Origin of the sequence: Avibacterium sp. 21-595 (assembly GCF_023611905.1) — a bacterium.
GTDB lineage: Bacteria > Pseudomonadota > Gammaproteobacteria > Enterobacterales > Pasteurellaceae > Avibacterium.
The window spans coordinates 1,728,683-1,755,189 of sequence record NZ_CP091455.1; the positions used below are offsets into that span (position 1 = coordinate 1,728,683).

Here is a 26,507-nt window from a genome sequence, read left to right on the forward strand (position 1 = left end):
TCTCGACAAATAATCTATTTCATAAATAAGGAGTTAATAATGAGTCATACCCCTGATATTCTAACTAATCCCCTAACCAATAAAGGCACGGCTTTTACGCTTGAAGAACGTAATAAGTTAGGTTTAACCGGGCGATTACCCGCTGCCGTGGAAACCCTTGATGAACAAGCCAAACGTGCTTATGAGCAGCTTTCTCGTTATGAAAAACCAATGGAAAAATACATTTTCCTCGATCAACTACATAATCGTAATGAAGTGCTTTATTATCGTCTTCTTACCGATCATCTCGCCGAAATGTTACCTATTGTTTATGACCCAACCGTAGGTGATGCAATAAAACAATGGAGTCGTGATTATCGCCGTTCTCGTGCTGTTTATTTAAATGTGAACCGTCCAGAAGATATTCGTGCTTCTTTTGAAACATTAGGGCTTGGCGCAGAGGATGTCGATCTCATAGTCTGTTCTGATGCAGAAGAAATCCTTGGTATTGGCGATTGGGGCGTGAACGGAACGGATATTTCTGTTGGTAAACTTGCCGTCTACACTGCCGCTGCGGGCATCGATCCAAGCCGTGTCATTGCGGTGAATTTAGATGTTGGTACCGATAACGAAGCATTGCTAAATGACCCAACTTATCTTGGTAATCGACACGCTCGTGTGCGTGGTGAACGCTATGATCACTTAATTAATGAATATTTAAAAATAGCAAGTGAAATGTTCCCAAATGCCCTCTTGCACTTTGAAGATTTTGGCCCTTCTAACGCACGTCGCATCTTAGTTGAAAATCGTGAAAAATACCGTATTTTCAATGATGATATGCAAGGCACTGGCGCAATTGTTATGGCAGCAGTCATTTCAGGTTTAAAAGTTACGAAACAAACATTCGCTGAACAACGCCTTGTGGTCTATGGGGCGGGAACTGCGGGAACAGGAATGGCAGATCAAATTAGTGCCGCAATGGAACGTAATGGACTTTCTCGCGAAGAAGCCAAAAAACGCGTATGGCTCATTGATATTAATGGCTTAGTCACTGATGATATGCCAAATCTACCGAATTACCAGCAAGAATATGCGCGCTCTGCTGATGAAGTGGCAGATTGGCAACGTTCAGAGGGTAAAATTGGTTTGTTAGAAGTTGTAAAACAAGTCAAACCAACCATTTTAATTGGCACCTCCACAGATCACGGTGCATTCACTGAAGAAGTCATCAAAGCACTTTGTGAAGGCGTAGAACGTCCAATTTTATTACCACTCTCTAACCCAACAGAGCGTATTGAAGTGATGCCACAAGATGCAATCCCTTGGTCAAAAGGTAAAGCCTTAATCGCAACGGGTATTCCAGTATCTCCTGTGCAATATAACGGAACGGCTTTCTATATTGGGCAAGGTAACAATGCGCTGCTTTATCCCGGCTTAGGATTAGGCGTCATTGTATCAGGGGCAAGCCAAGTCACTGACGGAATGTTACTTGCTGCCGCTGAAGCTGTTGCAAGCCAAGTCAATCCACAAGATTTAGGGGCGGCGTTACTTCCCCCAGTAGATAATTTACGCGCTTCGTCAGCAACGGTGGCTGTCGCCGTCGCCAAACAAGCAATAAAAGATGGTGTTGCAACCAAACAGAGTGATAACTGGGTACAAAGCGTGCAAAACGCAATGTGGCAAGCCGTTTATCGCTAAATACGCCTATGCCGTCTGAAAATCAGGCGGCATTTTTATAAAAAAGACGGCGCTTTTATTAATTAATCTCACAAAGCGCTTTCAAAATAATCCTAAAAAAGAAATTATTCCAACAGAGGAAAATATAATGCTTTTTCTCACCGCACTTGAAAGTGTCTTATCTATCGTTCTGATTATTGTATTAGGTTTTTATTTACGCCATAAAGGCTATTTTGCAGACAGCTTTGCTGGCAATATTTCTAAACTCATTATGAATATTGCCCTCCCAGCTTCTATTTTTATTTCTGTGCTAAGTTACCTTACTCGTGAAAAATTATTTTCGCTATCAGATGGATTAATTTATGGTACTGCTGCAATATTCTTAGGTTATATTATTGCGTGGTTAATGACAAAAGCCTTCAATATTCGTGCAGGGCGGAAAGGTGTTTTTATTAATACGATAGTAAACGCTAATACCATATTTATCGGCTTACCCTTAAATATTGCATTATTTGGTGAAAATAGTATGCCTTATTTTTTGGTCTATTATGTACTAAATACCATTTCCACTTGGACTTTCGGCGCTTGGCTGATTGCACGAGATAGTAGCCAATCACAATCATCACCACATCGCTTATTTAACTGGAAAAAACTTTTACCTCCACCGTTACTCGGATTTCTTGTTGCCCTCATTTTTTTACTCATCAATATTCCTGTACCAAATTTTATTCATAGCGCATTAAGCTATATAGGGGCAATGGTTACGCCACTTTCACTCATTTATATTGGCATCACGCTTTATGATGCGGGATTAAAAAGCCTCAAATTTGATAAAGACACCATTACCGCACTCATCGGCAAATTTGCTATCGCCCCAGCGATTATGGTATTTCTCATTTTTATTGGTAAAACCGTGCTACCATTGCCAACGATTGAGGCACAAACGCTGATTCTACAATCCTCCGTTTCTGCTCTTGCCATATTGCCTATTCTTGCCAATGAAGCCAAAGGTGACGTGTCTTTTGCTACCAATATTGTTACCACAAGCACCTTATTATTTATTCCTATTGTGCCACTGATTGATGGTTTACTTGGGCTTTTAAACTAAATTTACGAAAAAAGCACCGCACTTATAAAAATGCTGTTTATCTGATTTAAACAGCATTTTGTATCATTTTATTTTTTCTAGGTTCTTTTGTTACTTAGAGATAATTCTTATAAAATCCTATTAATCTCTCCATAAATCAAAATAATCAAACTCATCCTATTCCACTTTAATTTCCCTCATTATTTTTCTAAATAAAAAAATAATATATCTTGCACTTCCTCAGCTTTCCTTTTACTCTAATTAAGCTATAAATTAGTCTAATAAGGAGTTCCTATGTCACACATTTCAACGATTCATTACACTGGCAATTTGCACAATGATTTAATCCATTTACAAAGTGGAAACAAAATTTCCACTGATGCCCCTGTGGACAATAATGGTAAAGGTGAAGCCTTTTCACCAACAGATTTACTTGCTGCTTCACTTGCCGCCTGTGCAATGACAATTATGGGAATTCGAGCAAGAGATCTTGGCGTGGATTTGCAAGGCACACGCATCGAAGTAGAAAAAGAAATGGCGCTCAACCCACGCCGAGTCGCACGTATTGTATTAGATTTTTATCTTAACAAAGCGCTTGATGAACGCACGCGTGCCACGCTCGAAGCCGCGGCTCACACCTGCCCTGTTGCCAAAAGCCTCAGCGCAGATTTAGTACAAGAGTTTCGTTTTCATTACGAATAGTGGAAAAAAAGCCTTATTTTCATAGAAAATAAGGCTCTCACTTTCAATTATTTAAACCAGTCTTCATAAAACCGCAGTGGAGAAATCTCATTAATATCTTTCTCATAGAATAAAATATTAACTATATTTGACGTTGGTTTCCAATGGTTAAAATTTACTTGATCTTGACTATAAAAACCGATAATCGGTTTATTAAAGCCTGATGCAATATGAATAGTGGATGTATCAGGAGAAATCAGATATGCACAATGCTTAATTAACTCAATTGTATGGAAAATATTTTGTGTATCATAAACAAATACATTACAAAAATCTGAAGCGATATTGAGTAATTTTTTATTCACATCTGGATATCCCAAAATAATAATCTTTCGATCTGTTTTTTGACTTGTCAGATAACATAAGATTTTCGTTATATTTTCATCAGAAAATTTTCTTGAACGCGCAGCACCATAAAAATTAATTGCAACATAATTCTCAATATTATATTTTTGCAAAAATTGAATAACTTCATTTTGCTCTTTTTCTCTCATTGGCATATCATATTTCATTGACTTAACTGGAATAGCAATTTTTTCTAATGCCTGTCGATATATTTCGGAAAAATGAAGATCTGTTTGTGATAAGTTAAGATTAAACAATTTATAATCTTCTTTCTGATAGCCAAGATAATTTTTTGCGCCAATTAAACGTAAAAAAAGAAGATCTCGGTTGCGTAGCATTATCGTAGGATCGATAACTAGATCATAGCATTGCTTGCCTATCTTTAGCCCATTTCTAATATAGTCAATAATATTTTTCTTCTTCACAAAATATAATTGATCAATATAAGGATTTTGTTCAAATAAATAGGCATTTTGTTTAGTACAAACAACCCCAATCTTTATTGAAGCGTCAAAGTTTTTTATCTCTCTAAATACAAAAGAGCTAACAATATAATCACCTATCTTCCCATCCTGCCGAAGAAATAAAATACTCTTGGGTGGAAGTATACTATTATCATCTATTTTTTTATCTAGCAGAAATTTTCCCAAAGCAAGACGCCAACGTCTTAGCAAATCTTTTAATTTAATCATAACGGTTTTCTATTTCATCAATTTCTGAATCATAACTACCAAATACACAGGGAGGTTCTATGCCATAAGCATTAATATGAGTTAATTGCAATAGCCCAGTCAAATAATCCGCAGGCATCCTTATGGGATAGGCTTGTCTTAATAGCTTTTTAGCTCCAGTCAAAGTAATCAAATATGCTGTAGCTCTAATAATACAACGTTTAGAATTTCGAGATGGAGAACGATATTTCGCTAATCGATAACGTTCAGGTAAGTTACGCATAAAAGGCCATACTTTTGCTTTCCCATGATCTAAAAATAAAATTTCTTTAGCCGAAGATATTTTGTCTAAAGCAACTTTTAATACTTCTTCAAAATAGAGAGAAACAATAGCATCATCTTCAAAAATAATTGCTTCAGAAATATTGTTTTTTACAATATGTTCATAAAGCTTAATATGACTCATAGCACAGCCTATTTCACCTAATGTTAGAGGTTTAGGAGAATTATGCTCTTTAGGATAAAAATCAAAATCAACCTTAGATAATTGATCTTTTGATAATTCCTTTCCATAAACCGCGTCAAAAAATTCAAAATCAAGATTTAAACTACGAAGACGTTTTGCAATAACTTCTCGTCTAGATGAATTTTTAAGACTAATGATAAATATAGGAGGAAATTTTATTTTCTTCATAGCTTCACTCAATATAAACTCTAATTTTTTCAAAAATAAAATTTGAATATTTTATACAATTATTTACAATAAGGTAGATGTTTTATCAAAAATCTTATTTCTGATAAAAACATCTATTTTTATTGCTTTAACACATCAAAAAAGTAAAATCCAATTGACATATCCTAAATTGATTAAAAATATGATCTCTTCTTAAATAATTATTTTCTTTTAAGCTAATTACAAAAGTTTCCATTATTTATCCTTTACTAAATTAAAAATAACATTTCGCATATCTGAAATAAATCTAGGAATATTATGATATTCTTTTATATATTGATTTGCTTTTATTGCAAGCTCACTTCTTAATGGCTCATCTAACATCAGTTTTCTAATAGCATCTACATATTTATCCACACAATCAAAGCCATCCCCTAATACTGTTCCAACATAAACACCAAATTGAGAAGTCAAATTTTCTGGGTTCTGATTACTTACAATTAAAGTTCCATAAGAAAGCGCTTCTAAAAAAGATATAGGTAGAGCCTCATGTATAGATGTATTTACTAAGATTTTAGCATTTTTCAAATAGTTATTTTTTTCATCACCATCAACATGTCCCATAAAATGGAGATTAGAAATATTTTTATACTTACTCATAATAGAAGAGTTTCTTTCAAAATCATGGAATGATTGCCCTAACATATAAAAATCATACTCTGGACATTTTTTAGCAATCTCACAAAATAACCATCCTCTTTTTACTGACTCTATCCTACCTAAAAAAATTATATTATTTTTCTTAGGAAATTTTTTCACATCGAACTCATAGTCAATATCTATTGGATTAGGTAAGTATTGAATATCTACATTATTATCAAGAGAGTATAATTCTTTCGCTTTATCATTTAAAAAATATGCTTGGGATATAAATTTAACTCTTTCTTTTTTATATAGATTATGTATATTATCATATAATTTTTGATCATAATAATTTGGCTCAGGAAATAAATTTACTGTTTCAATTTCTTCCCAATCTGATTTAGGTCTAGGGTCTTGTATCCAGAATATTACTTTTTTATTCAAATCTTCTTGAAGTAAAGGATAATCAAAAGTGACTTCTATCGTAAGATAAAGATCATAATTTTGAGATTTTAACCATTTCTTAGCAAAAAAAGGCTTTTTAGGTAACTCATAAACATTTATACCATCTATAATATGCTTTTTTGCAAACATCCCAAAGCATTTAGATGTTGTTTTTAATAATACATCTATCTGTATATCATCGCTTGGTAAATATTTAGTAATTAGCCTTCTTGCTAAAAATCCATACCCTCCATAGCCAGTATTTAATGCGCCAAAATATTCATTAATTAAAAGTGCAACCTTAACTTTCTTCATATTTATTTCCTCAATAAATTTTTTAATAACGTCAAAAAGCGATATTTAATATTTTCCTCTGAGAATAAAGACAAATGTTTTCGAATCTCAATTTTATACTTTTCAAGTGAACTATTACATTGTGATAGTTTAAAACATTCTTCAATGAAACTTTCTTGATTAAAAAACTCTATGAGTTTTCCGCATTTCCCATAATTGAGAATTTCTTTGACTCCTGTCTCACAATTCATAGCAATAACAGGAACGTTTAAAATTAAACTTTCCAAAAGAACCGTAGGTAATCCTTCTCTTTCTGATACATGTAAAAACAATTTAGCATTTTTCATATATGGATATGGATTTTTTATTTCCCCTAATAAAAAACACCTATCTTCCAAATTTAATTTTTTTATTTGATTCATTAAATTAGAATATTCTTCTCCATCACCTATTATATAAAGATTCTCTTCAATTCCTAAATCAACTAACTTTGCATAAATATTAATTAAATCCTTATGTCTTTTTATCTTATCTAATCTTGCAACTTGAATGAAATAAGGTTTTTTAATATCTGGAATAGATCTTAAAGATTTTTCAATTATAGTAGAAAAATCTATTGGATTAAATAAAGTAAATAATTTTTCATCCTCTAACCCTGTATATCTTTTTATTTGCTCAGTCATTTCATTACAAATTGAAACCACTTTAGTATAATTTTTTAAGATATTTTTTTCTTTTTTTAAATTTACATTCCCAATATCTAACGCCAAATGCTGCCATCTAATAATTGGAACAGATATATTTTTAAATTCTAAATAAGGATCAAAGTGATTGCTAAAATTAATAATCACATCGTAATTACCATTCAAAATAACATTTGATAAAGTTCTTTTACAAAAGCTTTTATCTTGAAGCTTTCTTAACTTATAAAATACTCTATGTAATAAATTATTTTTTCTATATTTTTCACTATGTTCTATCTGCAGTGTTTTATCTTTATTAAAAATATAAGAAATATTTATATTATTAGGTATTTCCTCTATAAAAGGAGATTTTTCTTTTTCAAAGGCAATTAGAAGATCTATATCTAAGTTATCTATATCTAAGTTATCTATATCATATAATAACTTAAAATAATTAACTAGTACTCTTTCAATACCACCAACTATAAGCCACTTATGCAAAAATAATATTTTCATAATTTATTCTCCTAGAATTATTCTTCTACCAAAAACCTTTCCCTTAACTGATGCAACTGATCACGTACCGTAGCGGCTTTTTCAAATTCCAAGTTTTGGGCGTGTTTGTACATTTGTTGTTCCAGCTTTTTGATTTGTTGCTGAAGTTCTTTTGTACTGGTTGGTTGATAAAGTGCGGTAGGTTCTGCCACTGATTTTTGTTTTTGCTTGCTTTTTGCTTTGTTATTGGTTGCACTTTGTCCAATATCAAGCAATTCGCCGACTTTTTTATTCAACGCTTGTGGCACAATGCCGTGTTCTTCATTGTATTTCATTTGTTTTTCACGGCGGCGGTTGGTTTCGTTAATGGCTTTGTCCATTGATTTGGTAATACTATCAGCATACAAAATGGCTTTACCATTTAAATTTCGTGCCGCACGTCCAATGGTTTGGATCAATGATCGTTCGGAACGCAAAAAGCCTTCTTTATCTGCATCTAAAATTGCGACTAAAGACACTTCGGGAATGTCTAAGCCCTCACGTAATAAGTTGATTCCGACCAATACATCAAATTCCCCTAAACGTAAATCTCGAATGATTTCTACCCGTTCTACGGTATCAATATCAGAATGCAAATAACGCACGCGCACACCGTGTTCTTCTAAATAATCGGTCAGATCTTCTGCCATTCGTTTAGTGAGTGTAGTAACTAAAACGCGTTCATTTTTATCCGCTCTTTGGCGAGCCTCGGAAAGTAAGTCATCCACTTGAATCGCTACGGGGCGGATTTCAATTTCAGGATCGAGTAACCCCGTTGGGCGTACGACTTGATCGATAATCTCACTACCTGATTTTTCTAATTCGTAAGGGCCGGGCGTCGCTGAAACATAAATGGTTTGCGGAGCAAGGCGTTCAAATTCTTCAAAACGTAATGGGCGATTATCCAACGCGGAAGGCAATCGAAAGCCATATTCCACCAAGGTTTCTTTACGTGAACGGTCGCCACGATACATTCCGCCAATTTGTGGCACAGTAACGTGAGATTCATCAATAATCAATAAGCCATCAGCGGGAATATAGTCAAATAACGTCGGAGGCGGCTCACCTTCTTTACGCCCAGATAAATAGCGAGAATAATTTTCAATGCCTGAGCAATAACCCAATTCGTTCATCATTTCAATATCAAACTGAGTGCGTTGGGTAATACGTTGTTCCTCTAGCAATTTATTTTCTTTGATGAAATACTCTCGGCGCTGCGCCAGCTCCGCTTTGATTTGCTCAATGGCATCTAAAATCCGTTCACGCGGGGTAACATAGTGGGTTTTCGGATAAATGGTGTAACGCGGCACGGCACCGAAATTGGCGCCAGTGAGCGGATCAAATAAACTTAAACGTTCAATTTCATCATCAAATAATTCAATACGAACCGCTTGATCATCAGATTCTGCTGGGAAAATATCAATAATTTCTCCCCGCACTCTGAATGTCCCGCGCTGAAATGCCTGATCATTGCGAGTATATTGCAACTCCGCTAATTTCGCTAAAATTTGTCGCTGGTTAATAATCGCGCCCGTTTGTAAATGTAACATCATCTTCAAATAGCTATCGGGATCACCTAAACCATAAATAGCAGAAACGGAGGCAACCACAATGGTATCACGCCGTTCTAAAAAGGATTTTGTTGCAGACAGACGCATTTGTTCAATTTGGTCATTAATAGACGCATCTTTTTCAATAAACGTATCACTACTTGGGACATAGGCTTCTGGCTGATAATAATCGTAATAAGAAACAAAATACTCCACCGCATTTTCAGGGAAAAACGTCTTCATTTCGGCATAAAGCTGAGCTGCAAGGGTTTTGTTCGGAGCCAACAACATTGCAGGGCGATTAAGTTTGGCAATGACATTGGCAATGGTAAAGGTTTTACCCGATCCCGTTACGCCAAGTAGCGTTTGATGAGCCAAACCATCATTAAGATTTTCGCTCAGCTTTTCTATCGCCTGAGGTTGATCGCCCGAGGGAGAAAAATCGGAATGCAGAATAAACGGTTTGCTGTGAATTTTGTTACTCATAAAAAACGCCCTATTAGAAAAGTGCGGTCAATTTTAGCATAATTTTTTCCTTTCGGCTTGAACAAAACATTAAGTTTTACACAGAGTTATATTTGTCAAGATTGAAATCTCACAAAATCAAAAAAAATTTTAAAAAAATTTCTAGATTTTTATTAACCAATTGATAAATAAGGAAATGTTATTTTGCAATCAATTTTATTGCTAATCAGTAAACACCTAGTTTTTTCAAGGGATCAGCGATTTTTTCAAATAAGAACCCACAGACTTATCCACAGGCACTGTGGATATAAAAAAAGAATATAATTTTTCAACATTTTTTTAATTTCACTGTTGACAAAGGAAAGACAGATCATTATCATCTGCGACCAATTCCTTGTGATACAGAATTATTCCTCCTTAGTTCAGTCGGTAGAACGGCGGACTGTTAATCCGTATGTCGCTGGTTCAAGTCCAGCAGGAGGAGCCAATTTTCTCTTTTGGCAGTTTTTATTTGTCTCCTTTTATAAAAGCTATTTAATTCCAAAAGAGCTTAAAGCCCATATCCTCCTTATGGGCTTTTATTTTTTCTAATTAACCTTTCATAAGAATGATAATATCCGTTACTTTTCATCATTTATAGGACAAGCAAATGTTTTTATCTTTTCTCGCTATACTTATCGGATTAGTGATTTTAGTCTGGAGTGCAGATCGTTTTATTGATGGTGCTGCTTCTCTTGCCAGCTATTTAGGGATGTCGCCCCTATTAATTGGCATTGTTATTATTGGGTTTGGCACCTCTGCGCCTGAAATCATTGTTTCTGCCCTTTCAGCCCTCAACCACAGCCCGGGGATTGCACTGGGCAATGCTTATGGCTCAAACATCACCAATATTGCGTTAATTTTAGGTGTCACCGCCATTATTAAGCCAATTATCGTCAATTCACAAGTGCTAAAAAAAGAATTGCCTGTGTTAATGTTTGTTACCCTACTTTCTGCTTGTTTAATTTATGATGCCACCATTTCTCGTCTTGATGCCGTGATTTTATTGGCAGTTTTCACGCTCTATATGGGCTGGACAATTTGGCAAGGCACAAAACATTCAAGCGATAGCCTTGGGCAAGACATTACCGATGAACTCAAAGAAAAATCACAAATGCCGCTAAAAACCGCCTTATTATGGTTAGTCATTGGATTGGCATTATTAATGGGCAGTTCGCAATTATTAGTATGGGGGGCAGTAAATATCGCCACTTATTTAGGTGTGAGTGATTTAATTATCGGCTTAACCATTGTTGCCATCGGTACGTCATTACCTGAATTAGCAGCTTCTATTATGGCGGCAAGAAAAAATGAATTAGATCTCGCTGTGGGCAATATTATTGGTTCTAACTTGTTTAACACACTTGCGGTAGTAGGGATTGCAGGTGCTATTACCCCAATTCAAGCAACGCCCGAAGTGTTTAGTCGAGATATGCTCGTTATGATCGCCTTGACGGGCTTACTGTTTTTATTTGGTTATGGGTTCAAAGGACGAACAGGGCAGATTAACCGCCTTGAAGGGCTAATGTTATTTCTCGCTTATGTGGCGTATAATTCTTTGCTTATTTACACCGCACTTTGATTTGAATAATAAGACAATCAAAAGAAAAAAGGGGTGATCTTTCACCCCTATTTTTCACCGGAAAGATTATCCTCCAAATAGCACCGCGCCACCACGCATAGGCAAGGTTGTGCCATAAAAAAGTGCCGTAGCAAAGAAAATCACCACGCCGCCTGCGATCAATTTCACGACAATCTCAGCATAAGGCGAATTTTCCGAACTAAAATACCAACGCCCCAACTTCACCGCGGTTTGCCTTGCGTATTGCACAATCAACGCAAATAAAGAGAGCGTCATTCCTGTACCAACCGCCATTGCCATCGCGGCTGCGATTCCCCACTTATAAAGATTGAGCATATAGGAAAGAAAAAGAATAAAAATCGCCCCTGAGCAAGGTCGCATACCAATCGTTAAAATCACAAGCAAGCGGGATTTAAAATTTGTGGCGTGATCTAATTGCTGTGAACTGGGTAAATGTTGATGCCCACAGCTGCAACCTTTTTCGTGATCACAATGGATTTGTGCAACCTGGACAGGTTTCTCCAGTCTATTTTTTGCCGAGGTAGGCTTAATAGAATGAATTTTCCCCAGTGAAGCAGTGCGTTTACTCTGACGAAATTTGTGCAAAAATTTCACCGCACTTTGATAAATCCAATAGATGCCCAATAAGAACATCAAAATAAACGCAGAACGTTCAAGCCAAAGCTGGCTCAATTTGAAATAATGGGAAGACAATTGCAACCCCGCCACGAGAATAGATGTTGCCACCACTGCCACCAAGCCTTGCATTAAAGAAGACAATAAGGTGAGCTGAACACTGGTTTTCAATTGAGATTGATGGGTAGATAAATAACTGGCAATCACAAATTTACCGTGTCCGGGACCAAGGGCGTGTAGCACCCCATACAAAAAACTTATCAGCATTAAGCTTAACCCCGCTTGCACGGGATAGTGATTGATTTGGTGTAAATATCCAGAAATACTTTGGTTAAACGCTTTCTGCCAACTCATCGTTTGACCAAACAAATAAGGTAAGACATAAAACCCCAGTCCCACCAGTAACAGCAATATTGCGAGGTACTTAATCCCTCTTTTTGTGTGCTTGTTTAATTGCATACAATCTCCACTTTTTGGCTAAACACTTCGCCAAGGGAACTGTCCTCATTACGCTGACTGCGATCTAAAGAAGCCGCATATTCGCGCACCTTCTGATCCACATTCGGTTCAACTACTTTGCCCGAACATTGCGCAGGAAGTTGTGAAAAATCCACCGCACTTTGTTTGTTATTAAGTGTTGGATACGTCATTGCCACAAAATAAGTGGGATCGTATGTTGCTAATTCAAACTGATTTCCCTTTAGCAGTTGGGGGTTAGACAACAAAAAATCAAAATAGTACATCACTTGTGTACCATTTGATTTCATTCCATAATGCTGTGCCTGTGCTTTATATTTGATCTTGTTCTTATTTTTATCAAAGAGATAGCTAAAATAATGCTCATTCACAATATTTTTCATTGCCTCATCAATCAACTTTTGCTTATCACTCGGCTGAGTGGATTGCGCTAAATCATAAATAATACTGGCGGAACTTGCTTCATCCAACACCCACTGCATTGAAAAGCCCACTAATCTTCCGTCTTCTACCAATACTTTGTTGTGCATATCAATAAAAGCGTGAGGATGGGCAAAACAAGATAAAGGCAATAACACCAACACACTTAAGCACTTTCTTAACATAACTGACCTTAATAAAAATTATTCTCAAAAAACGAATCCTATCACTAAACCCCATTTGAAACAAAATGCTCTCTGGAAATTCACTTGCTTAAATAGTATAAAAAAACAGTATTTATGTGATTTACATCAAAAAAATGTAAGTTGATCATTTCTTTATACACAATTTCTTTGTAGTATATACACCGTCAAGTGACAGCTTGATATTCATAAAGTTCCTAAATAAAATAATCAAAATAAATAGCTAAACTACTTTCCTACCTCCCATTTGGGAGGTTTTTTTTCGCTTTCAATTCGCCAAAAACAAAAACATCAAGTAAAATAACCGCACTTTTTACAGCTAAGAGAACAATTTATGTCATCACAATTTGTTTATACTATGCATCGTGTCGGTAAGGTTGTGCCGCCGAAACGTCATATTTTAAAAGATATTTCCTTAAGTTTTTTCCCGGGTGCCAAAATTGGTGTGCTAGGGTTAAATGGTGCAGGGAAATCCACCCTGCTTCGCATTATGGCTGGCGTAGATAAAGAATTTGAAGGGGAAGCACGTCCACAACCCGGAATTAAAATTGGTTATCTCCCACAAGAACCTAAGCTAGAACCACAACAAACCGTACGCGAGGCCGTGGAAGAAGCCGTTGCCGATGTAAAAAATGCCTTAACACGTTTAGATGAAGTTTATGCTCTTTATGCCGATCCTGATGCTGACTTCGATAAACTTGCCGCCGAACAAGCACAATTAGAAGCTATTATTCAAGCGCACGATGGACATAATCTAGAAAACCAACTTGAACGTGCCGCTGATGCGTTACGTTTACCGGATTGGGATGCCAAAATCGAGCATCTTTCAGGAGGGGAACGCCGTCGCGTAGCGCTTTGCCGCTTATTGCTTGAAAAACCAGATATGCTGTTATTAGATGAGCCAACCAACCATTTAGATGCAGAATCAGTCGCTTGGTTAGAGCGTTTCTTACACGATTACGAAGGGACTGTGGTTGCCATTACCCACGACCGTTACTTCCTAGACAATGTCGCAGGTTGGATCTTAGAGCTTGACCGCGGTGAAGGCATTCCTTGGGAAGGCAACTATTCTTCGTGGTTAGAGCAAAAAGAAAAACGCCTTGCCCAAGAAGCGGCGGCAGAATCTGCTCGTCAAAAATCCATTGAAAAAGAGTTAGAATGGGTTCGTCAAAATCCAAAAGGCCGCCAAGCAAAAAGCAAAGCTCGTATGGCGCGCTTTGAAGAATTAAACAGCGGTGAATATCAAAAACGCAACGAAACCAACGAATTATTTATTCCACCGGGTCCACGTTTAGGGGATAAAGTCATCGAAGTGAGCAATTTAACTAAAGCTTATGGTGATCGCACATTAATTGATGATTTATCTTTCAGTATTCCAAAAGGTGCGATTGTTGGGATTATCGGGGCGAACGGTGCAGGAAAATCGACCCTTTTCCGTATGCTTTCTGGGCAAGAACAACCTGATAGTGGAAATATTACGCTTGGTGAAACCGTGGTGCTTTCTTCTGTGGATCAATTCCGTGATGAAATGGACGATAGTAAAACAGTATGGGAAGAAGTCTCACACGGACAAGATATTCTGCGTATTGGTAACTTTGAAATCCCAAGTCGTGCTTATGTTGGACGTTTTAATTTTAAAGGCGTCGATCAACAAAAACGTGTTGGTGAACTGTCTGGTGGGGAACGTGGGCGTTTACATTTAGCCAAGTTATTACAAGCTGGGGGGAACGTGCTGTTATTAGACGAACCAACCAATGATCTTGACGTGGAAACTTTACGTGCCTTAGAAAATGCGATCTTAGAATTTCCGGGCTGTGCGATGGTAATTTCCCACGACCGCTGGTTCTTAGACCGTATCGCTACCCACATTCTGGATTACGGCGATGAAGGCAAAGTTACTTTCTATGAGGGCAACTTCTCCGACTATGAAGAATGGAAAAAGAAAACCTTCGGTGCTGATGCACTACAACCACATCGTATTAAATACAAACGTATTGCAAAATAATGGCATTAAAAAAGGCGAAATGATGATTTCGCCTTTTTGTTATAAACGGTATATAAAATCAACGCCCTGAATCAATGGAAAAATTTGAAAATCGTAGATACCACGCCAATTTCCGACTCCAAATATATAGCAACCAGTTTAATACGTCAGTCTGTCTACTTTTCTGTAAAAACTCTACAAGAGACATCCAAATAATTACGCTAATTTACTACAATGCCAGCTTTGAAAAAATATATTTAAATTATCCCTCAAAAGTAGGATCAATACCTACTTTTGAGCTTAAAAACTTGCTACTCCCACTCAATCGTCGCAGGTGGTTTTCCGCTGACGTCATAGACTACGCGGGAAATGCCATCAACTTCATTAATGATACGATTGGAAATTTTTCCGAGTAGGTCGTAAGGCAAATGCGCCCAATGTGCGGTCATAAAATCAATGGTTTCTACGGCACGAAGAGAGACAACCCAGTCGTATTTACGTCCATCGCCCATTACACCGACAGATTTTACCGGTAAGAATACCGTGAACGCTTGGCTAACTTTATAATACCAACCCGAGTTGTAAAGTTCCTCAATAAAGATAGCATCGGCACGACGGAGTAAATCACAGTATTCTTTTTTCACTTCCCCAAGCACACGCACGCCTAAGCCCGGACCGGGGAATGGATGGCGGTTGAGCATTTCAGCAGGTAGCCCGAGAGCTAATCCGATTTTTCGCACTTCATCTTTAAATAATTCGCGTAATGGCTCTACCAAACCAAGTTTCATATAATCCGGCAATCCGCCTACGTTGTGATGCGATTTAATCACGTGTGCTTTGCCTGTTTTACTTGCGGCAGATTCAATCACATCAGGGTAAATCGTGCCTTGTGCTAGCCATTTTACGCTACTGAGTTTTTTCGATTCATCATCAAACACATCAACGAACACTTTACCGATCATTTTGCGTTTCGCTTCTGGATCATCAATGCCTTTTAATGCATTTAAAAAGCGATCTTCCGCATTCACATGAATGATATTTAAGCCAAATTTATCACCAAACATTGCCATTACTTGCTCTGCTTCATTAAGGCGTAGCAAACCATTATCTACAAAGACACAATGTAAATTTTTACCGATAGCACGGTGTAATAATAAAGCCGTAACGGAAGAATCCACACCGCCTGACAAACCTAAAATGACTTCATCATTACCAACTTGCGCTTTGATACGAGCGATCGCATCTTCAATGATATTTTCTGGCGTCCAGTTACGTTCACAACCACAAATATTCACCACAAAATTAGTTAAAAGGGCTAAGCCGCTTTTTGTGTGGGTAACTTCAGGGTGGAACTGCACGCCATAGAAGTGGCGATTTTCATCGGACATTGCAGCAATAGGACAAGTTGGCGTAACACCCGCAATTTGAAAGTGCGGTGGTAATTGGGTAACTTTATCGCCGTGACTCATCCAAACATCTAATTTATGATCACCGTCATCTAAACCGGTGAAAAGTGCGGTTGGATTTTGTAAAGAAACGGAAGCATAACCAAATTCACGGTGTTCAGAGGTTTCAGTTAAACCACCTAGCTGCATTGCCATTGTTTGCATTCCGTAGCAAATCCCTAATACTGGCACGCCCGCATTAAACACATATTCAGGCGCACGCGGACTGTTTTCTTCCGTCGTGCTTTCAGGTCCACCTGAAAGAATAATGCCTGTTGGGTTAAATTCACGGATTTGTTCTTCCGTTACGTCCCACGCCCAAAGTTCACAATATACGCCAATTTCTCGTACACGGCGTGCAATAAGCTGGGTATATTGTGAACCAAAGTCCAAGATTAAAATTTTATGGTTGTGAATGTTGTTCATTGTTTACCTTTAATGTGTTACACCCTTATTAGGGTAAATAAAAAATTATTTTCTTAATGCGATAAAACAGCCTGACATCACAAGTAACATTGCAATAACTTGAGTCATATTAACGGTTTCACCAAGTAAAATAAAACTGATAATCGCTGTTGAAATCGGTACTAAGAGTTGCAGAATATTAAAAAAGACTAATCCTTGTTGTTGTACAATATAGAATGCTAAAAACATTCCTGCCATTAAGCAATAAATTCCGGCAAGGATTAAGATAATTAACATCGTGGCTGAGGTTTCTGCTAATTGAATAATGACGCCATCATCTATTGCTAAACAAAGATAAATAATGCCTGATAGTATTGCTGTTGAGGCACTGATAACAATCGGGTGAAGCACAAGTGCGGCTTTTTTTACAACAAGATTTTGTAATGGTTGTACAATAATCCAACCTGTGAGAAGTATAATTCCTGTCGTTAAATTACTGCTTTCGCCTTGATGTTGCCCCAATAGTACGAAAGCAAATGAGCCAATAAGTGCAATAATTGAACCGATGTAAAAAGTCCGTGAAGCTAAATGATTACGCTCATCTTGATAGAATATTGCTGCCATTATTGTTGCCACAGGCATCATAATAATGCCAAAGATACTTCCCGTAAGTGCTGTCGTGTATTTTATTCCTTCCGTAGAAAGATAAATATTAAGCACCATAATCACAGCAATTAAGATTAAATAGCCAACTAACTTCGGCTGCTGAGCAATGAGTACCAGTTGTTGGCGATATTTCCATAGTACGATTGCAACAAATATCACACCCGCTGAAAGTAGCCTAACCGCATTATTATTTAGAATGTGAAAAGACAAACTCACATAGCGGATAATGGGGAATGCTAAACCAATGGCAAGCACATAGATAAAAGCGATGAAATAACGGTTATTTAGCATTATTTTCCCTCTTAATCATTAATTGATTAACTATCAAGGTGATAACTCTATAATTTGCCATTATTAACATCGCTTTTTTACGCTATTTTAAACAGATAAAAATCAAATCATTTTATCCCATTCTATAATTCGGTGCTTCTTTAGTAATGGTAACATCGTGCACGTGGCTTTCTTTGATGCCCGCACCGCTGATTCGCACAAATTGGGCTTTGGTGCGAAGATCTTCAATAGTGGCACAACCTGTTAAGCCCATACAAGAACGTAAACCGCCCATCTGTTGGTGGATAATTTCTTTTAGGTAGCCTTTGTATGGGATACGCCCTTCAATGCCTTCTGGTACGAGTTTATCTGCAGCATTATCACTTTGGAAATAACGATCTGATGAGCCTTTGCTCATCGCACCTAAGGAACCCATTCCACGATAAGATTTAAATGCACGTCCTTGGTAAAGTTCAATTTCTCCCGGTGCTTCTTCTGTCCCCGCAAACATTGAGCCAACCATCACACAGCTCGCGCCAGCGGCAATCGCTTTGGCAATATCACCAGAATAACGAATACCGCCATCCGCAATCACCGGAATACCACGATCTTTTAGAGCTTCCGCCGCATCGGCAATGGCGGTAATTTGTGGCACACCCACACCAGTAACAATACGTGTGGTACAAATTGACCCCGGACCAATACCAATTTTAACCGCACTAGCCCCCGCATCAGCAAGGGCGATGGCACCTTCTGCAGTGGCAACATTACCCGCAATAATTGGTAAATTTGGGTATTTTGCACGAGTCTCACGTACACGTTGTAACACGCCTTCAGAATGTCCGTGAGAAGAATCAATTAATAATACATCCACCCCTGCTTGCACAAGCGCTTCGATACGTTCTTCATTGCCCGCTCCGGCGCCAACAGCCGCACCTACACGCAAACGACCAAATTCATCTTTACAAGCATTTGGTTTTTGTTCTGCTTTTTGGAAATCTTTGACTGTAATCATTCCTTTCAGTTTAAAGCTATCATCCACCACAAGCACTTTTTCTACGCGATGGTTGTGCATTAATGCTAAAATTTCTGTACGAGCCGTGCCTTCTTTTACCGTAACAAGACGTTCTTTTGGCGTCATCATTTTTTCTACTGTTTGGCTAAGATCGTTAACAAAACGCGTGTCGCGTCCAGTAATAATTCCTACTAAATTCCCTTTGCTATCTACAACAGGGTAACCCGCAAAGCCATTTTTTTTCACTAATTCAGCCAATTCTGCTAAAGTGAGATCTGGTGAAACCGTAACGGGTTCAGAAACAATGCCACTTTCAAATTTTTTCACTTTACGTACACGATCAGCTTGGCGTTCAATGCTCATATTTTTATGAATAAAACCAATACCACCTTCTTGCGCAAGAGAAATGGCAAGTTTTGCTTCAGTAACGGTATCCATTGCCGCTGAAAGCATAGGTATATTTAAACGAATGGTTTTAGTTAATTGAGTGGATAAATCGGCAGTATTTGGTAATACGGTAGAATGTGCGGGAACAAGTAGCACATCATCAAAAGTAAGGGCTTCTTTTAGTACGCGTAGCATAGCAATATTCTCTCTTTTTATGAGGTTAATGTTAAAAAATATTGCGGCGAGATTATACAGAGTTTATGCTGATTTGGGAATGGCAAATTATAAATATTTTTTTAATTAAAAAAATTCGATATAAGGGAAGAAAATGTTTAAGCTTTTAACGTTGTTAGCCGATGGTAAGAAAAATTCTCGCCAAAATTTGACCGCACTTTTACATTGCGATGAACGCGAAATGAATACGCATATTCAAGCGTTAAGTGAACTGGGTATTCACTTTGAATTGAATGGTGATGAAATCCAGCTCAAACCCGAATTGCCATTGCTTTCAGCCAAGCATATTAAGCAGCGTCTTGCCCCTTATCCTGTGGTGGTTAAACCCGTGATTCATTCCACAAATCAATTCTTGCTAGAACAGCTTGAACAGCTAGAAAAAGGGCAGCTTTGCTTGGCAGAATATCAATATGCAGGGCGAGGAAGAAGGGGGCGCGATTGGCTTTCCCCTTTTGCTGGGCAGATCATCCTCAGTGCCTATTGGACATTTCCACCGAATATTTCCCTTAATGGGCTAAGTTTAGTTATCGGTATCGCCATTGCGGAAACCTTACAAACCTTTGGTGCGCAAAATGTTGGGTTAAAATGGCCAAATGATGTGTTATTACAAGGGCGTAAACTGGCTGGTGTGCTTGTTGAAATCGCCAATCGTAAAAATGGTTTACTGAATTTGGTTATTGGTATTGGCATTAATCTAGCCTTACCAAAACAAGCAAACATTAATCAACCTTATGCAGAATTGAGGGAAATTCTACCGCACTTTGATCGTGATGAAATCATCATTGCTTTGGTACAACGACTTTACCACTATCTTGACCTGTTTGAACAAGAAGGAATGACATTCTTCCATTCACGCTGGGCAGAGTGGGACGCTTTTCTTAACCAGCCGGTGAGTATGATCAGCGAAAATGGCAGCCAGCACGGTATTGAACGAGGCATAGATCGCGAAGGTTATCTTTTATTAGAAACAAAACAAGGCATAGTGCGGTTTAATGGCGGTGAAGTGTCATTACGCCGAAAAGTATAAATATAGAAAGCAACAAATTAAGGGGAAGCGTTCCCCTTTATTGCGTCAATTTATTAAACTACCCTTTGCACTAGCGCTGAAATATCTTCCGCAAAACGTTCTTGCGCCGCCATTTGTTCAATTTGTTGCGATGTATATTTCTTTCCGTTATACACAACCACAATGCTCACATCATCAGGCTGCAAAAAATGACTTGTGCCAAATTCTGTATAGCGGGTCGCACCAATACTGATAATGGCTTTGGTTGGATAATTCGCGTTCTTTAAGAATTCTGCAATATCATTCATTGGTCCAAAATCAGGCTGATGATTCATTTGCTCCACAATCCAATCTAGCAATCTCTGATGAAAATAACTGTACCCCAAGGCTGGACTATCCACGCCATAAGTATTCATCTCACCACGACGTTTATGAAAGCAAGCAATACGGTAATCATCAATTTCACTGCCTAATGTAAAAGAAGTGAGCGGAATCGTTTTTTCTGCTAAACCTTTGGTTTCCTCACCCCAGTTTTTCTTTTCACAAATTTTATTGGCATTAGGACGGCGGATCGAACAATCGTTATAAGCGGCAAAGGCGTAAGGTAAAAGTGCGGTTACTTTTTCGTTAGAATATTGAATATCGCACAATAATGCAATTTCAGGCTCAATCTGCAAATTATCTGCGCCTGCTTGCGGAAAACGGATATGCGTGGCACTTAACGGATTTACCGCTAAAAAGTCATATTCCCCCAAATTCTCTGCTGGTACATAAAAAGGAAAAATCGCTTTCGGCTGATGCCTTTCTGCTGTTTCTACTTGCTCAAAATCCTTCGCCTCACCCGCTTGCTCTAAATGTCCCGCAAAATTGCCTGCGACACCAAGGCCGATAACGTTTTTTGTCATTTTATTGCTCCTTTTATGTTGATCATCTCTCTCAAATCCTACAAGGTTAGAAGGGATTTTCAAGAAGAAATTGAAGGGATTAAATCATCCATAATGGGAATAAAAGAAAAGCGAGAAACTCTCGCTTTTATCTTTTAAATTAGGCAGTTAAATCTTTAATTTGGGTAGTTGGTGCGTTGTTCATCACTGATTTTACACCATTTTTTGCCCCTTCTTGTGAAGCATAATATTGGCTACGCCCAATTTCTTGGTGATTTTTTGCCTTTAATATAAAGTAAGGCTTATCATTTTTAGCAACTCTCATTTCAAAGTTAGCTTCATCAGCACCATTTTTCTGTACTGAAGCAATCCCATTTAATGCTGATGCTTTAGTTTTGTACAATTCACTGGTCAAGATAATTTGTGAATTTGCTGCATATAAATTAAACATAAATTGACCATCGTTTGCTTGTTTTAGTTCATACCAACCTAATGCCATAATATTTTCCTTCTTAATAAGTCGTGGGATATTCCACGCGTTCATCATAAGCTTTTTTTCTGTTTTTTCAATGCGTTTATTAGAAACCTTAATTCACCCGATTAGGTGATATTACCAAAACTGAAACCAAGGTAAATGTAATATGCCAACGAGGGTCTAGGGTTATCAAATTAAAAAATCATCACTTTTTACCCTATACCTCTCCCATTCTATCTAGTTGCCTTACTTCAACGAGCGAATTTTATTAATCACATTACTACTGGAAAAACCATTTTCAAAATTTAACACTTTTACTTCACCGCCGTTGGCGATGACTTCTTTGCCACCCGCAATCTCTTCGGGTTTGTAATCACCGCCTTTGACTAATAGATCAGGTAGCACCTCACTGATTAAACGTTGCGGTGTGTCTTCAGTGAACTCAACAACCCAGTCCACCGCAGCAAGTCCTGCGAGAACAGCCATTCTGGCTTCTAATGGATTGATTGGGCGACTTTCCCCCTTTAAGCGTTTTACTGAAGCATCGCTATTTACTGCCACAATCAAACGATCACCAAGCTTACGGGCGTTATCTAAATAAGAAATATGACCGGGGTGAATAATGTCAAACACGCCGTTAGTCATCACGATTTTTTCGCCGCGCTGTTTAGCTTGAGAAACCACTTCTTTTAACTGTTGCTCATTCATTACCCCAAAGCCTGTGGTGGTACGCCCGTGAATGGCGTTTTCTAGTTCCACGTTAGACACCGTAGAGGTTCCCAATTTTCCAACCACAATACCCGCCGCGACATTAGCTAAATAACACGCCTCCTCAAAGCTACGCCCATCTGCCAATGCCGTTGCTAAAACACTGATTACGGTATCGCCCGCCCCAGTCACATCAAACACTTCCTTCGCTTCTGTTGGCAAATGGAATGGTGGTTGTTCAGGACGGAGTAAGGTCATTCCTTTTTCTGAACGGGTAACCAACAAAGCACTTAATTCAATATCTTGGATTAATTTTAAGCCTTTTTCCACAATCTCATCTTCGCTATGGCATTGACCGACAACCGCTTCAAATTCTGACATATTTGGGGTTAATAAAGTTGCACCACGATAGCGTTCAAAATTCGTGCCTTTAGGATCAATTAACACTGGCACCTTAGCTTGACGGGCAATTTGAATCATTTTTTGTACTTCATTAAGTGTACCTTTGCCATAATCAGAAAGGATTAAAGCGCCAAAATTTTGCACCGCACTTTGTAATTTATCCAACAATAAATCGCTTTTTACATTGTGGAAATCTTCTTCAAAATCAAGGCGTAATAATTGTTGATGACGCGAAAGTACACGGAGTTTAGTAATCGTTGGATGGCTCGCTAATTGCACAAAATTACAATCAATGCCCTGCTTTTCTAACATTGTTGAGAGTGCGATACCTGCCTCATCTTGCCCTGTTAAACCAAGTAGCTGAACAGGAACATTCAAGGAGGCAATATTCATCGCCACATTGGCTGCACCACCAGCACGCTCTTCATTTTCTTGCACTCGCACCACTGGCACAGGGGCTTCAGGAGAAATACGATGCGTTGCACCAAACCAATAGCGATCTAACATCACATCGCCAAGCACAAGCACTTTTGCTTGTTGAAATTGAGTAGAATATTGCGCCATTTTGACCTCATTCTTTTCATTAAATGACAAATTTTTGCAGATTTTACCATAGGATAAATGCTATTTACTAAAATTTCCGCTAAACTAGCCCTTTAATTAAACCAATTTTAACAAATAGCTCTTTTTTAATTATGGCAAATTCATCACTTCCAAAATTTCAACTCGCATTTCTTGCTCCAAAATACTGGGCATTTTGGATTGGTTTAGCCATTTGGCGCCTCATTCTTTTTCTCCCCTACCCTATTTTAGGAAAAATTGGCAATGGACTTGGCTGGCTATTTTCTAAATTATCTGTTGGCAAACGAAGAATGAAAATTGCCAAACGCAATCTCACCCTTTGCTTTCCTAATTATAGTGAACAGCAAATTAATGAAATTGCACAAGCGAATGTGAAAGCTACGGGAATGGCCATTATTGAAACAGGAATGGCGTGGTTTTGGTCGGATAAGCGCATCAAAAAATGGTCAAAAGTGGAAGGGATTGACTACCTAAAAACCTACCAAAAAGATGGCGTCATTTTGACCGGTGTGCATTTTCTTACCCTTGAGTTGGGAGCGAGAATTCTGGGGCTTTACACACCGGGTATTGGCGTTTATCGCCCAAATGATAATCCACTAATGGATTGGCTACAAACTTGGGGGCGGCTACGTTCTAATAAAGATATGCTCGATCGCAAAGATTTACGTAATATGATCAAAGCATTACGCCGTGGTGAAATTATTTGGTATGCGCCAGATCACGATTACGGCAGAAAAAATGCCGTTTTCGTCCCTTTCTTTGCAGTGAAAGAGGCGGCCACCACCACGGGCAGTTATTACTTATTAAAATCCTCACCGCAAAGCAAAGTTATTCCTTTTGCACCATTACGCAATAAGGACGGCTCAGGCTATACCGTCACAGTTTCTGCCCCTGCGGATTTCTCAAACCTCAGCACTGAAATAGAAATTGCCACTCGAATGAATCAAGTGGTTGAACAAGAAATTTTGCAAGGTGTGGAACAATATATGTGGCTACACCGCCGATTTAAAACCCGTCCACAAGAAAGTGATGCGAGTTTATATGATTAGAAAATGAAGGGTGAAGCAATACGCTTTCACCCTTTGTCATAAATATTACCAAATCTAAAGTGCGGTAAAATTTTCACAAATTTTTCTTACTCTAAAGGTTGGAATGAAATATTCAGGCTAAATAAGGCTACACGACATCACCTAGTTTTTCATAAAACCGCTAAGATTACTGTTCTTCCAATTCATCAGCCATTGCAGAAAGAATTTCCCGTGAGAGAAAGGCAAGTGAGCGATAAAAAGGTAAATTTGCTTGGGTTTCTACTAAATTTAAGAATTTAGTCGCACAAGGTAATAAAAATTCAGCAAACAAGGTTTGTTGAGCTTCAAGGGAATCAAGGTTATCTTCAATCCAAGAGGCAGTGAGAAAAATTAGCGGAAAATTCACCGCACTTTGTTCCAGCTCTGGCATTCCCCGTTCTTGACGAAAAGCGATGAAATCAGCCGATTTAAGATCATAAGCCTCAATATTCATTGGCACAAGAGCATTTTTTCCGCAGAATAAACGCTGATATTCTTGATCTAATAAGGCTAAATCAATTTTCATTTGCAATGCGTCAAGGGCTTGTTCGCTTTGTTTATCTGTTTCTAACGGCCACAGTTCATTGAGAGTTTTTTGTTGCAACCACGCAAAAACATTTTGCAACGTGGCATCTTGTGGTGAACGGTAAAAGAGATTGCCAAATAATCGGCTAATTAACGAAAAATGGTTAAGGCTGTTTTCGTTGTTCATTATACGCTTTCCTTGCTGTTTAAGTTTTCTTGAGTGGATAAAAGTGCGGTTAAATTTTGTGAAGTTATTTGTTCCACTTCTTCAAGCATTTTTTGGCGAGCATTATCATCAATAATATGAATATCACCAAAAAATTTATGCTGAATATCTTTAATTCCACAGAAATTAAATAACCCATCTACCAAGCAATCACGCAAGGATTTATCAATGCCAAACTGTTGATATTTTTCAACATTACTGCCGATGGTAATAAATTGTTGCATTTTTTTACCTTGTAATAAGCCCACGGATTGCCCGTTTTCTGTCTTGTAAGCGAAACCGTGGCTTAACACGCGATCTAAATAGCCTTTCAAAATTGCTGGAAACCCCATCCACCATAGGGGATAAACGAGCGTGATTAAATCGGCCTCGCGAATTAACTGATGCTCATAACGAATTTCTTCTGGCGTAATCCCTTGATTCGCCCCTTGTAATTCATTCCACGAAATCACAGGGTTAAAGTTAAGCTGATATAAATCACGTACTTGCGTTTCTACCGCTCGCTTTTCGCTTGTGGACTTTACGCGGTCTAAAATGCTACGATTAAAACTGCCCTGCCCATTTGGATGGGCAAAAATAATTAAATGTTTCATTTACTCTTCTACTTTCTTAACAAATAAGGTGATCCCTTCCACGTTATACACTTCAATCACATCATTCACTCGTAAATGCTTACCTTGAATTCGCCAAGTCGTATCGCCAAAATAGCCTCGACCAATGCCATTTTCATTGATTTCTTGCACGATCCCTTTTGTCCCAAGCATTGCGTGATCTCGTTGATTTAATGAGGAATGTGATTGATCTTGCAGATCTTTACCGTGTTGGTATTTCCACCAAGAAAAACTTAAAATAATGGCTAAAATGGCATAGCCAATCACTAAAAAAGTTAAGGATAAGGTTGCAAATAGTGCCATCACACCAGCGATAATAATCGCGGCTAAGCCCCACCAGAGTAAAAACACGCCCGGAATAAGAATTTCGGCAATCAATAAACCGAAACCTAAAATAAGCCAATGCCACACTGACCAAGTTGCGAGCCATTCCATACTTATCCCCTTATTTTATGTATTGAAAGGGGCAAATG

23 protein-coding genes and 1 tRNA gene are annotated in these 26,507 nt (G+C 38.0%); 8 read left to right on the plus strand and 16 right to left on the minus strand.

The genetic code is table 11. From position 1 onward, the window contains the following. Positions 1-39: 39 nt before the first annotated feature. From L4F92_RS07975 to L4F92_RS07985, 3 genes are all read left to right on the plus strand, one after another. Complete coding sequence (locus L4F92_RS07975) at positions 40-1,677, plus strand: NAD-dependent malic enzyme (RefSeq protein WP_250363338.1); 1,638 nt, start codon at positions 40-42, stop codon at positions 1,675-1,677. Between the two features lie 127 nt (positions 1,678-1,804). Beyond that, positions 1,805-2,764, plus strand: coding sequence for an AEC family transporter (locus L4F92_RS07980; RefSeq protein WP_250363339.1), 960 nt, complete (start codon positions 1,805-1,807; stop codon positions 2,762-2,764). Between the two features lie 273 nt (positions 2,765-3,037). Beyond that, positions 3,038-3,445, plus strand: a complete 408-nt coding sequence (locus L4F92_RS07985; RefSeq protein ID WP_250363340.1) for an OsmC family protein — start codon at positions 3,038-3,040, stop codon at positions 3,443-3,445. A gap of 47 nt (positions 3,446-3,492) precedes the next feature. Here L4F92_RS07985 and L4F92_RS07990 read toward each other — a convergent pair whose 3' ends face one another. From L4F92_RS07990 to uvrB, 5 genes are all read right to left on the minus strand, one after another. Further along, a complete protein-coding gene (locus tag L4F92_RS07990) occupies positions 3,493-4,518 on the minus strand; it encodes a glycosyltransferase family 9 protein (RefSeq protein ID WP_250364583.1) in 1,026 nt (341 codons plus the stop codon). Further along, complete coding sequence (locus tag L4F92_RS07995; RefSeq protein WP_250363341.1) at positions 4,514-5,194, minus strand: glycosyltransferase family 25 protein; 681 nt, start codon at positions 5,192-5,194, stop codon at positions 4,514-4,516. Before L4F92_RS07995 ends, L4F92_RS07990 begins: the two co-directional genes overlap by 5 nt. A gap of 234 nt (positions 5,195-5,428) precedes the next feature. Next, positions 5,429-6,574 carry a glycosyltransferase family 4 protein gene (locus tag L4F92_RS08000; RefSeq protein ID WP_250363342.1) on the minus strand — a complete coding sequence of 382 codons (1,146 nt, stop codon included), beginning with the start codon at positions 6,572-6,574 and terminating at the stop codon, positions 5,429-5,431. A gap of 2 nt (positions 6,575-6,576) precedes the next feature. Further along, entirely contained in the window at positions 6,577-7,752 is a 1,176-nt protein-coding gene (locus tag L4F92_RS08005; RefSeq protein WP_250363343.1) for a glycosyltransferase, read from the minus strand. 17 nt (positions 7,753-7,769) lie between these two features. Further along, entirely contained in the window at positions 7,770-9,806 is a 2,037-nt protein-coding gene (gene uvrB, locus L4F92_RS08010; RefSeq protein WP_250363344.1) for an excinuclease ABC subunit UvrB, read from the minus strand. A gap of 390 nt (positions 9,807-10,196) precedes the next feature. Between uvrB and L4F92_RS08015 the strand changes: the two genes are divergently transcribed. Continuing rightward, positions 10,197-10,272: transfer RNA gene (locus L4F92_RS08015), tRNA-Asn, on the plus strand. Between the two features lie 162 nt (positions 10,273-10,434). Beyond that, positions 10,435-11,406 carry a calcium/sodium antiporter gene (locus L4F92_RS08020; protein WP_250363345.1) on the plus strand — a complete coding sequence of 324 codons (972 nt, stop codon included), beginning with the start codon at positions 10,435-10,437 and terminating at the stop codon, positions 11,404-11,406. 66 nt (positions 11,407-11,472) lie between these two features. Here the strand turns inward: L4F92_RS08020 and zevB are convergent, their stop codons facing one another. Next, positions 11,473-12,501, minus strand: a complete 1,029-nt coding sequence (gene zevB / locus L4F92_RS08025; RefSeq protein ID WP_250363346.1) for a zinc transporter permease subunit ZevB — start codon at positions 12,499-12,501, stop codon at positions 11,473-11,475. Then, positions 12,492-13,124: a zinc transporter binding subunit ZevA gene (zevA, locus tag L4F92_RS08030; RefSeq protein ID WP_250349803.1), complete on the minus strand. Its 633-nt coding sequence runs from the start codon at positions 13,122-13,124 to the stop codon at positions 12,492-12,494. Before zevA ends, zevB begins: the two co-directional genes overlap by 10 nt. Before the next feature lie 352 nt (positions 13,125-13,476). Here zevA and ettA point away from each other — a divergent pair, with 352 nt between their 5' ends. Continuing rightward, complete coding sequence (gene ettA, locus L4F92_RS08035) at positions 13,477-15,147, plus strand: energy-dependent translational throttle protein EttA (protein WP_250349802.1); 1,671 nt, start codon at positions 13,477-13,479, stop codon at positions 15,145-15,147. A gap of 290 nt (positions 15,148-15,437) precedes the next feature. Here the strand turns inward: ettA and guaA are convergent, their stop codons facing one another. The 3 genes from guaA to guaB all read right to left on the minus strand — a co-directional run bounded on the left by guaA (position 15,438) and on the right by guaB (position 19,509). After that, positions 15,438-16,997 (minus strand): glutamine-hydrolyzing GMP synthase, encoded by a 1,560-nt coding sequence (gene guaA / locus L4F92_RS08040; RefSeq protein WP_250363347.1) that lies wholly within the window; start codon positions 16,995-16,997, stop codon positions 15,438-15,440. A 45-nt stretch (positions 16,998-17,042) separates the two neighbouring features. Continuing rightward, entirely contained in the window at positions 17,043-17,933 is an 891-nt protein-coding gene (locus L4F92_RS08045; RefSeq protein WP_250363348.1) for a DMT family transporter, read from the minus strand. Between the two features lie 112 nt (positions 17,934-18,045). Further along, positions 18,046-19,509: an IMP dehydrogenase gene (gene guaB / locus L4F92_RS08050; RefSeq protein ID WP_250349799.1), complete on the minus strand. Its 1,464-nt coding sequence runs from the start codon at positions 19,507-19,509 to the stop codon at positions 18,046-18,048. Between the two features lie 133 nt (positions 19,510-19,642). Here guaB and birA point away from each other — a divergent pair, with 133 nt between their 5' ends. Further along, positions 19,643-20,575, plus strand: a complete 933-nt coding sequence (birA, locus tag L4F92_RS08055; RefSeq protein WP_250363349.1) for a bifunctional biotin--[acetyl-CoA-carboxylase] ligase/biotin operon repressor BirA — start codon at positions 19,643-19,645, stop codon at positions 20,573-20,575. A gap of 53 nt (positions 20,576-20,628) precedes the next feature. On the opposite strand, the gene L4F92_RS08060 is transcribed toward birA, so the two are convergent. The 3 genes from L4F92_RS08060 to hldE form a co-directional block, all read right to left on the minus strand. After that, on the minus strand, positions 20,629-21,459 hold the full coding sequence (locus tag L4F92_RS08060) for a DUF5718 family protein (protein WP_250363350.1): 831 nt from the start codon (positions 21,457-21,459) through the stop codon (positions 20,629-20,631). Positions 21,460-21,598: 139 nt separating this feature from the next. Beyond that, the gene (locus L4F92_RS08065) at positions 21,599-21,937 is read right to left on the minus strand and encodes a YegP family protein (RefSeq protein WP_250349796.1); all 339 of its coding nucleotides are present in this window, start codon (positions 21,935-21,937) and stop codon (positions 21,599-21,601) included. A gap of 222 nt (positions 21,938-22,159) precedes the next feature. Further along, the gene (gene hldE / locus L4F92_RS08070; RefSeq protein WP_250363351.1) at positions 22,160-23,587 is read right to left on the minus strand and encodes a bifunctional D-glycero-beta-D-manno-heptose-7-phosphate kinase/D-glycero-beta-D-manno-heptose 1-phosphate adenylyltransferase HldE; all 1,428 of its coding nucleotides are present in this window, start codon (positions 23,585-23,587) and stop codon (positions 22,160-22,162) included. A gap of 131 nt (positions 23,588-23,718) precedes the next feature. On the opposite strand from hldE, the gene L4F92_RS08075 reads away from it, so the two are divergent. Next, complete coding sequence (locus tag L4F92_RS08075) at positions 23,719-24,654, plus strand: Kdo(2)-lipid IV(A) acyltransferase (RefSeq protein WP_250363352.1); 936 nt, start codon at positions 23,719-23,721, stop codon at positions 24,652-24,654. Positions 24,655-24,820: 166 nt separating this feature from the next. On the opposite strand, the gene L4F92_RS08080 is transcribed toward L4F92_RS08075, so the two are convergent. From L4F92_RS08080 to L4F92_RS08090, 3 genes are read right to left on the minus strand one after another with little or no spacing between them, the layout of a single operon-like run. Further along, positions 24,821-25,384 carry a TorD/DmsD family molecular chaperone gene (locus tag L4F92_RS08080; RefSeq protein ID WP_250363353.1) on the minus strand — a complete coding sequence of 188 codons (564 nt, stop codon included), beginning with the start codon at positions 25,382-25,384 and terminating at the stop codon, positions 24,821-24,823. Then, positions 25,384-26,016: an NAD(P)H-dependent oxidoreductase gene (locus tag L4F92_RS08085; RefSeq protein ID WP_250363354.1), complete on the minus strand. Its 633-nt coding sequence runs from the start codon at positions 26,014-26,016 to the stop codon at positions 25,384-25,386. The genes L4F92_RS08080 and L4F92_RS08085 overlap by 1 nt, the downstream gene beginning before the upstream one ends. Then, positions 26,017-26,469, minus strand: a complete 453-nt coding sequence (locus L4F92_RS08090) for an NfeD family protein (RefSeq protein ID WP_250349791.1) — start codon at positions 26,467-26,469, stop codon at positions 26,017-26,019. Positions 26,470-26,507 lie beyond the last annotated feature (38 nt).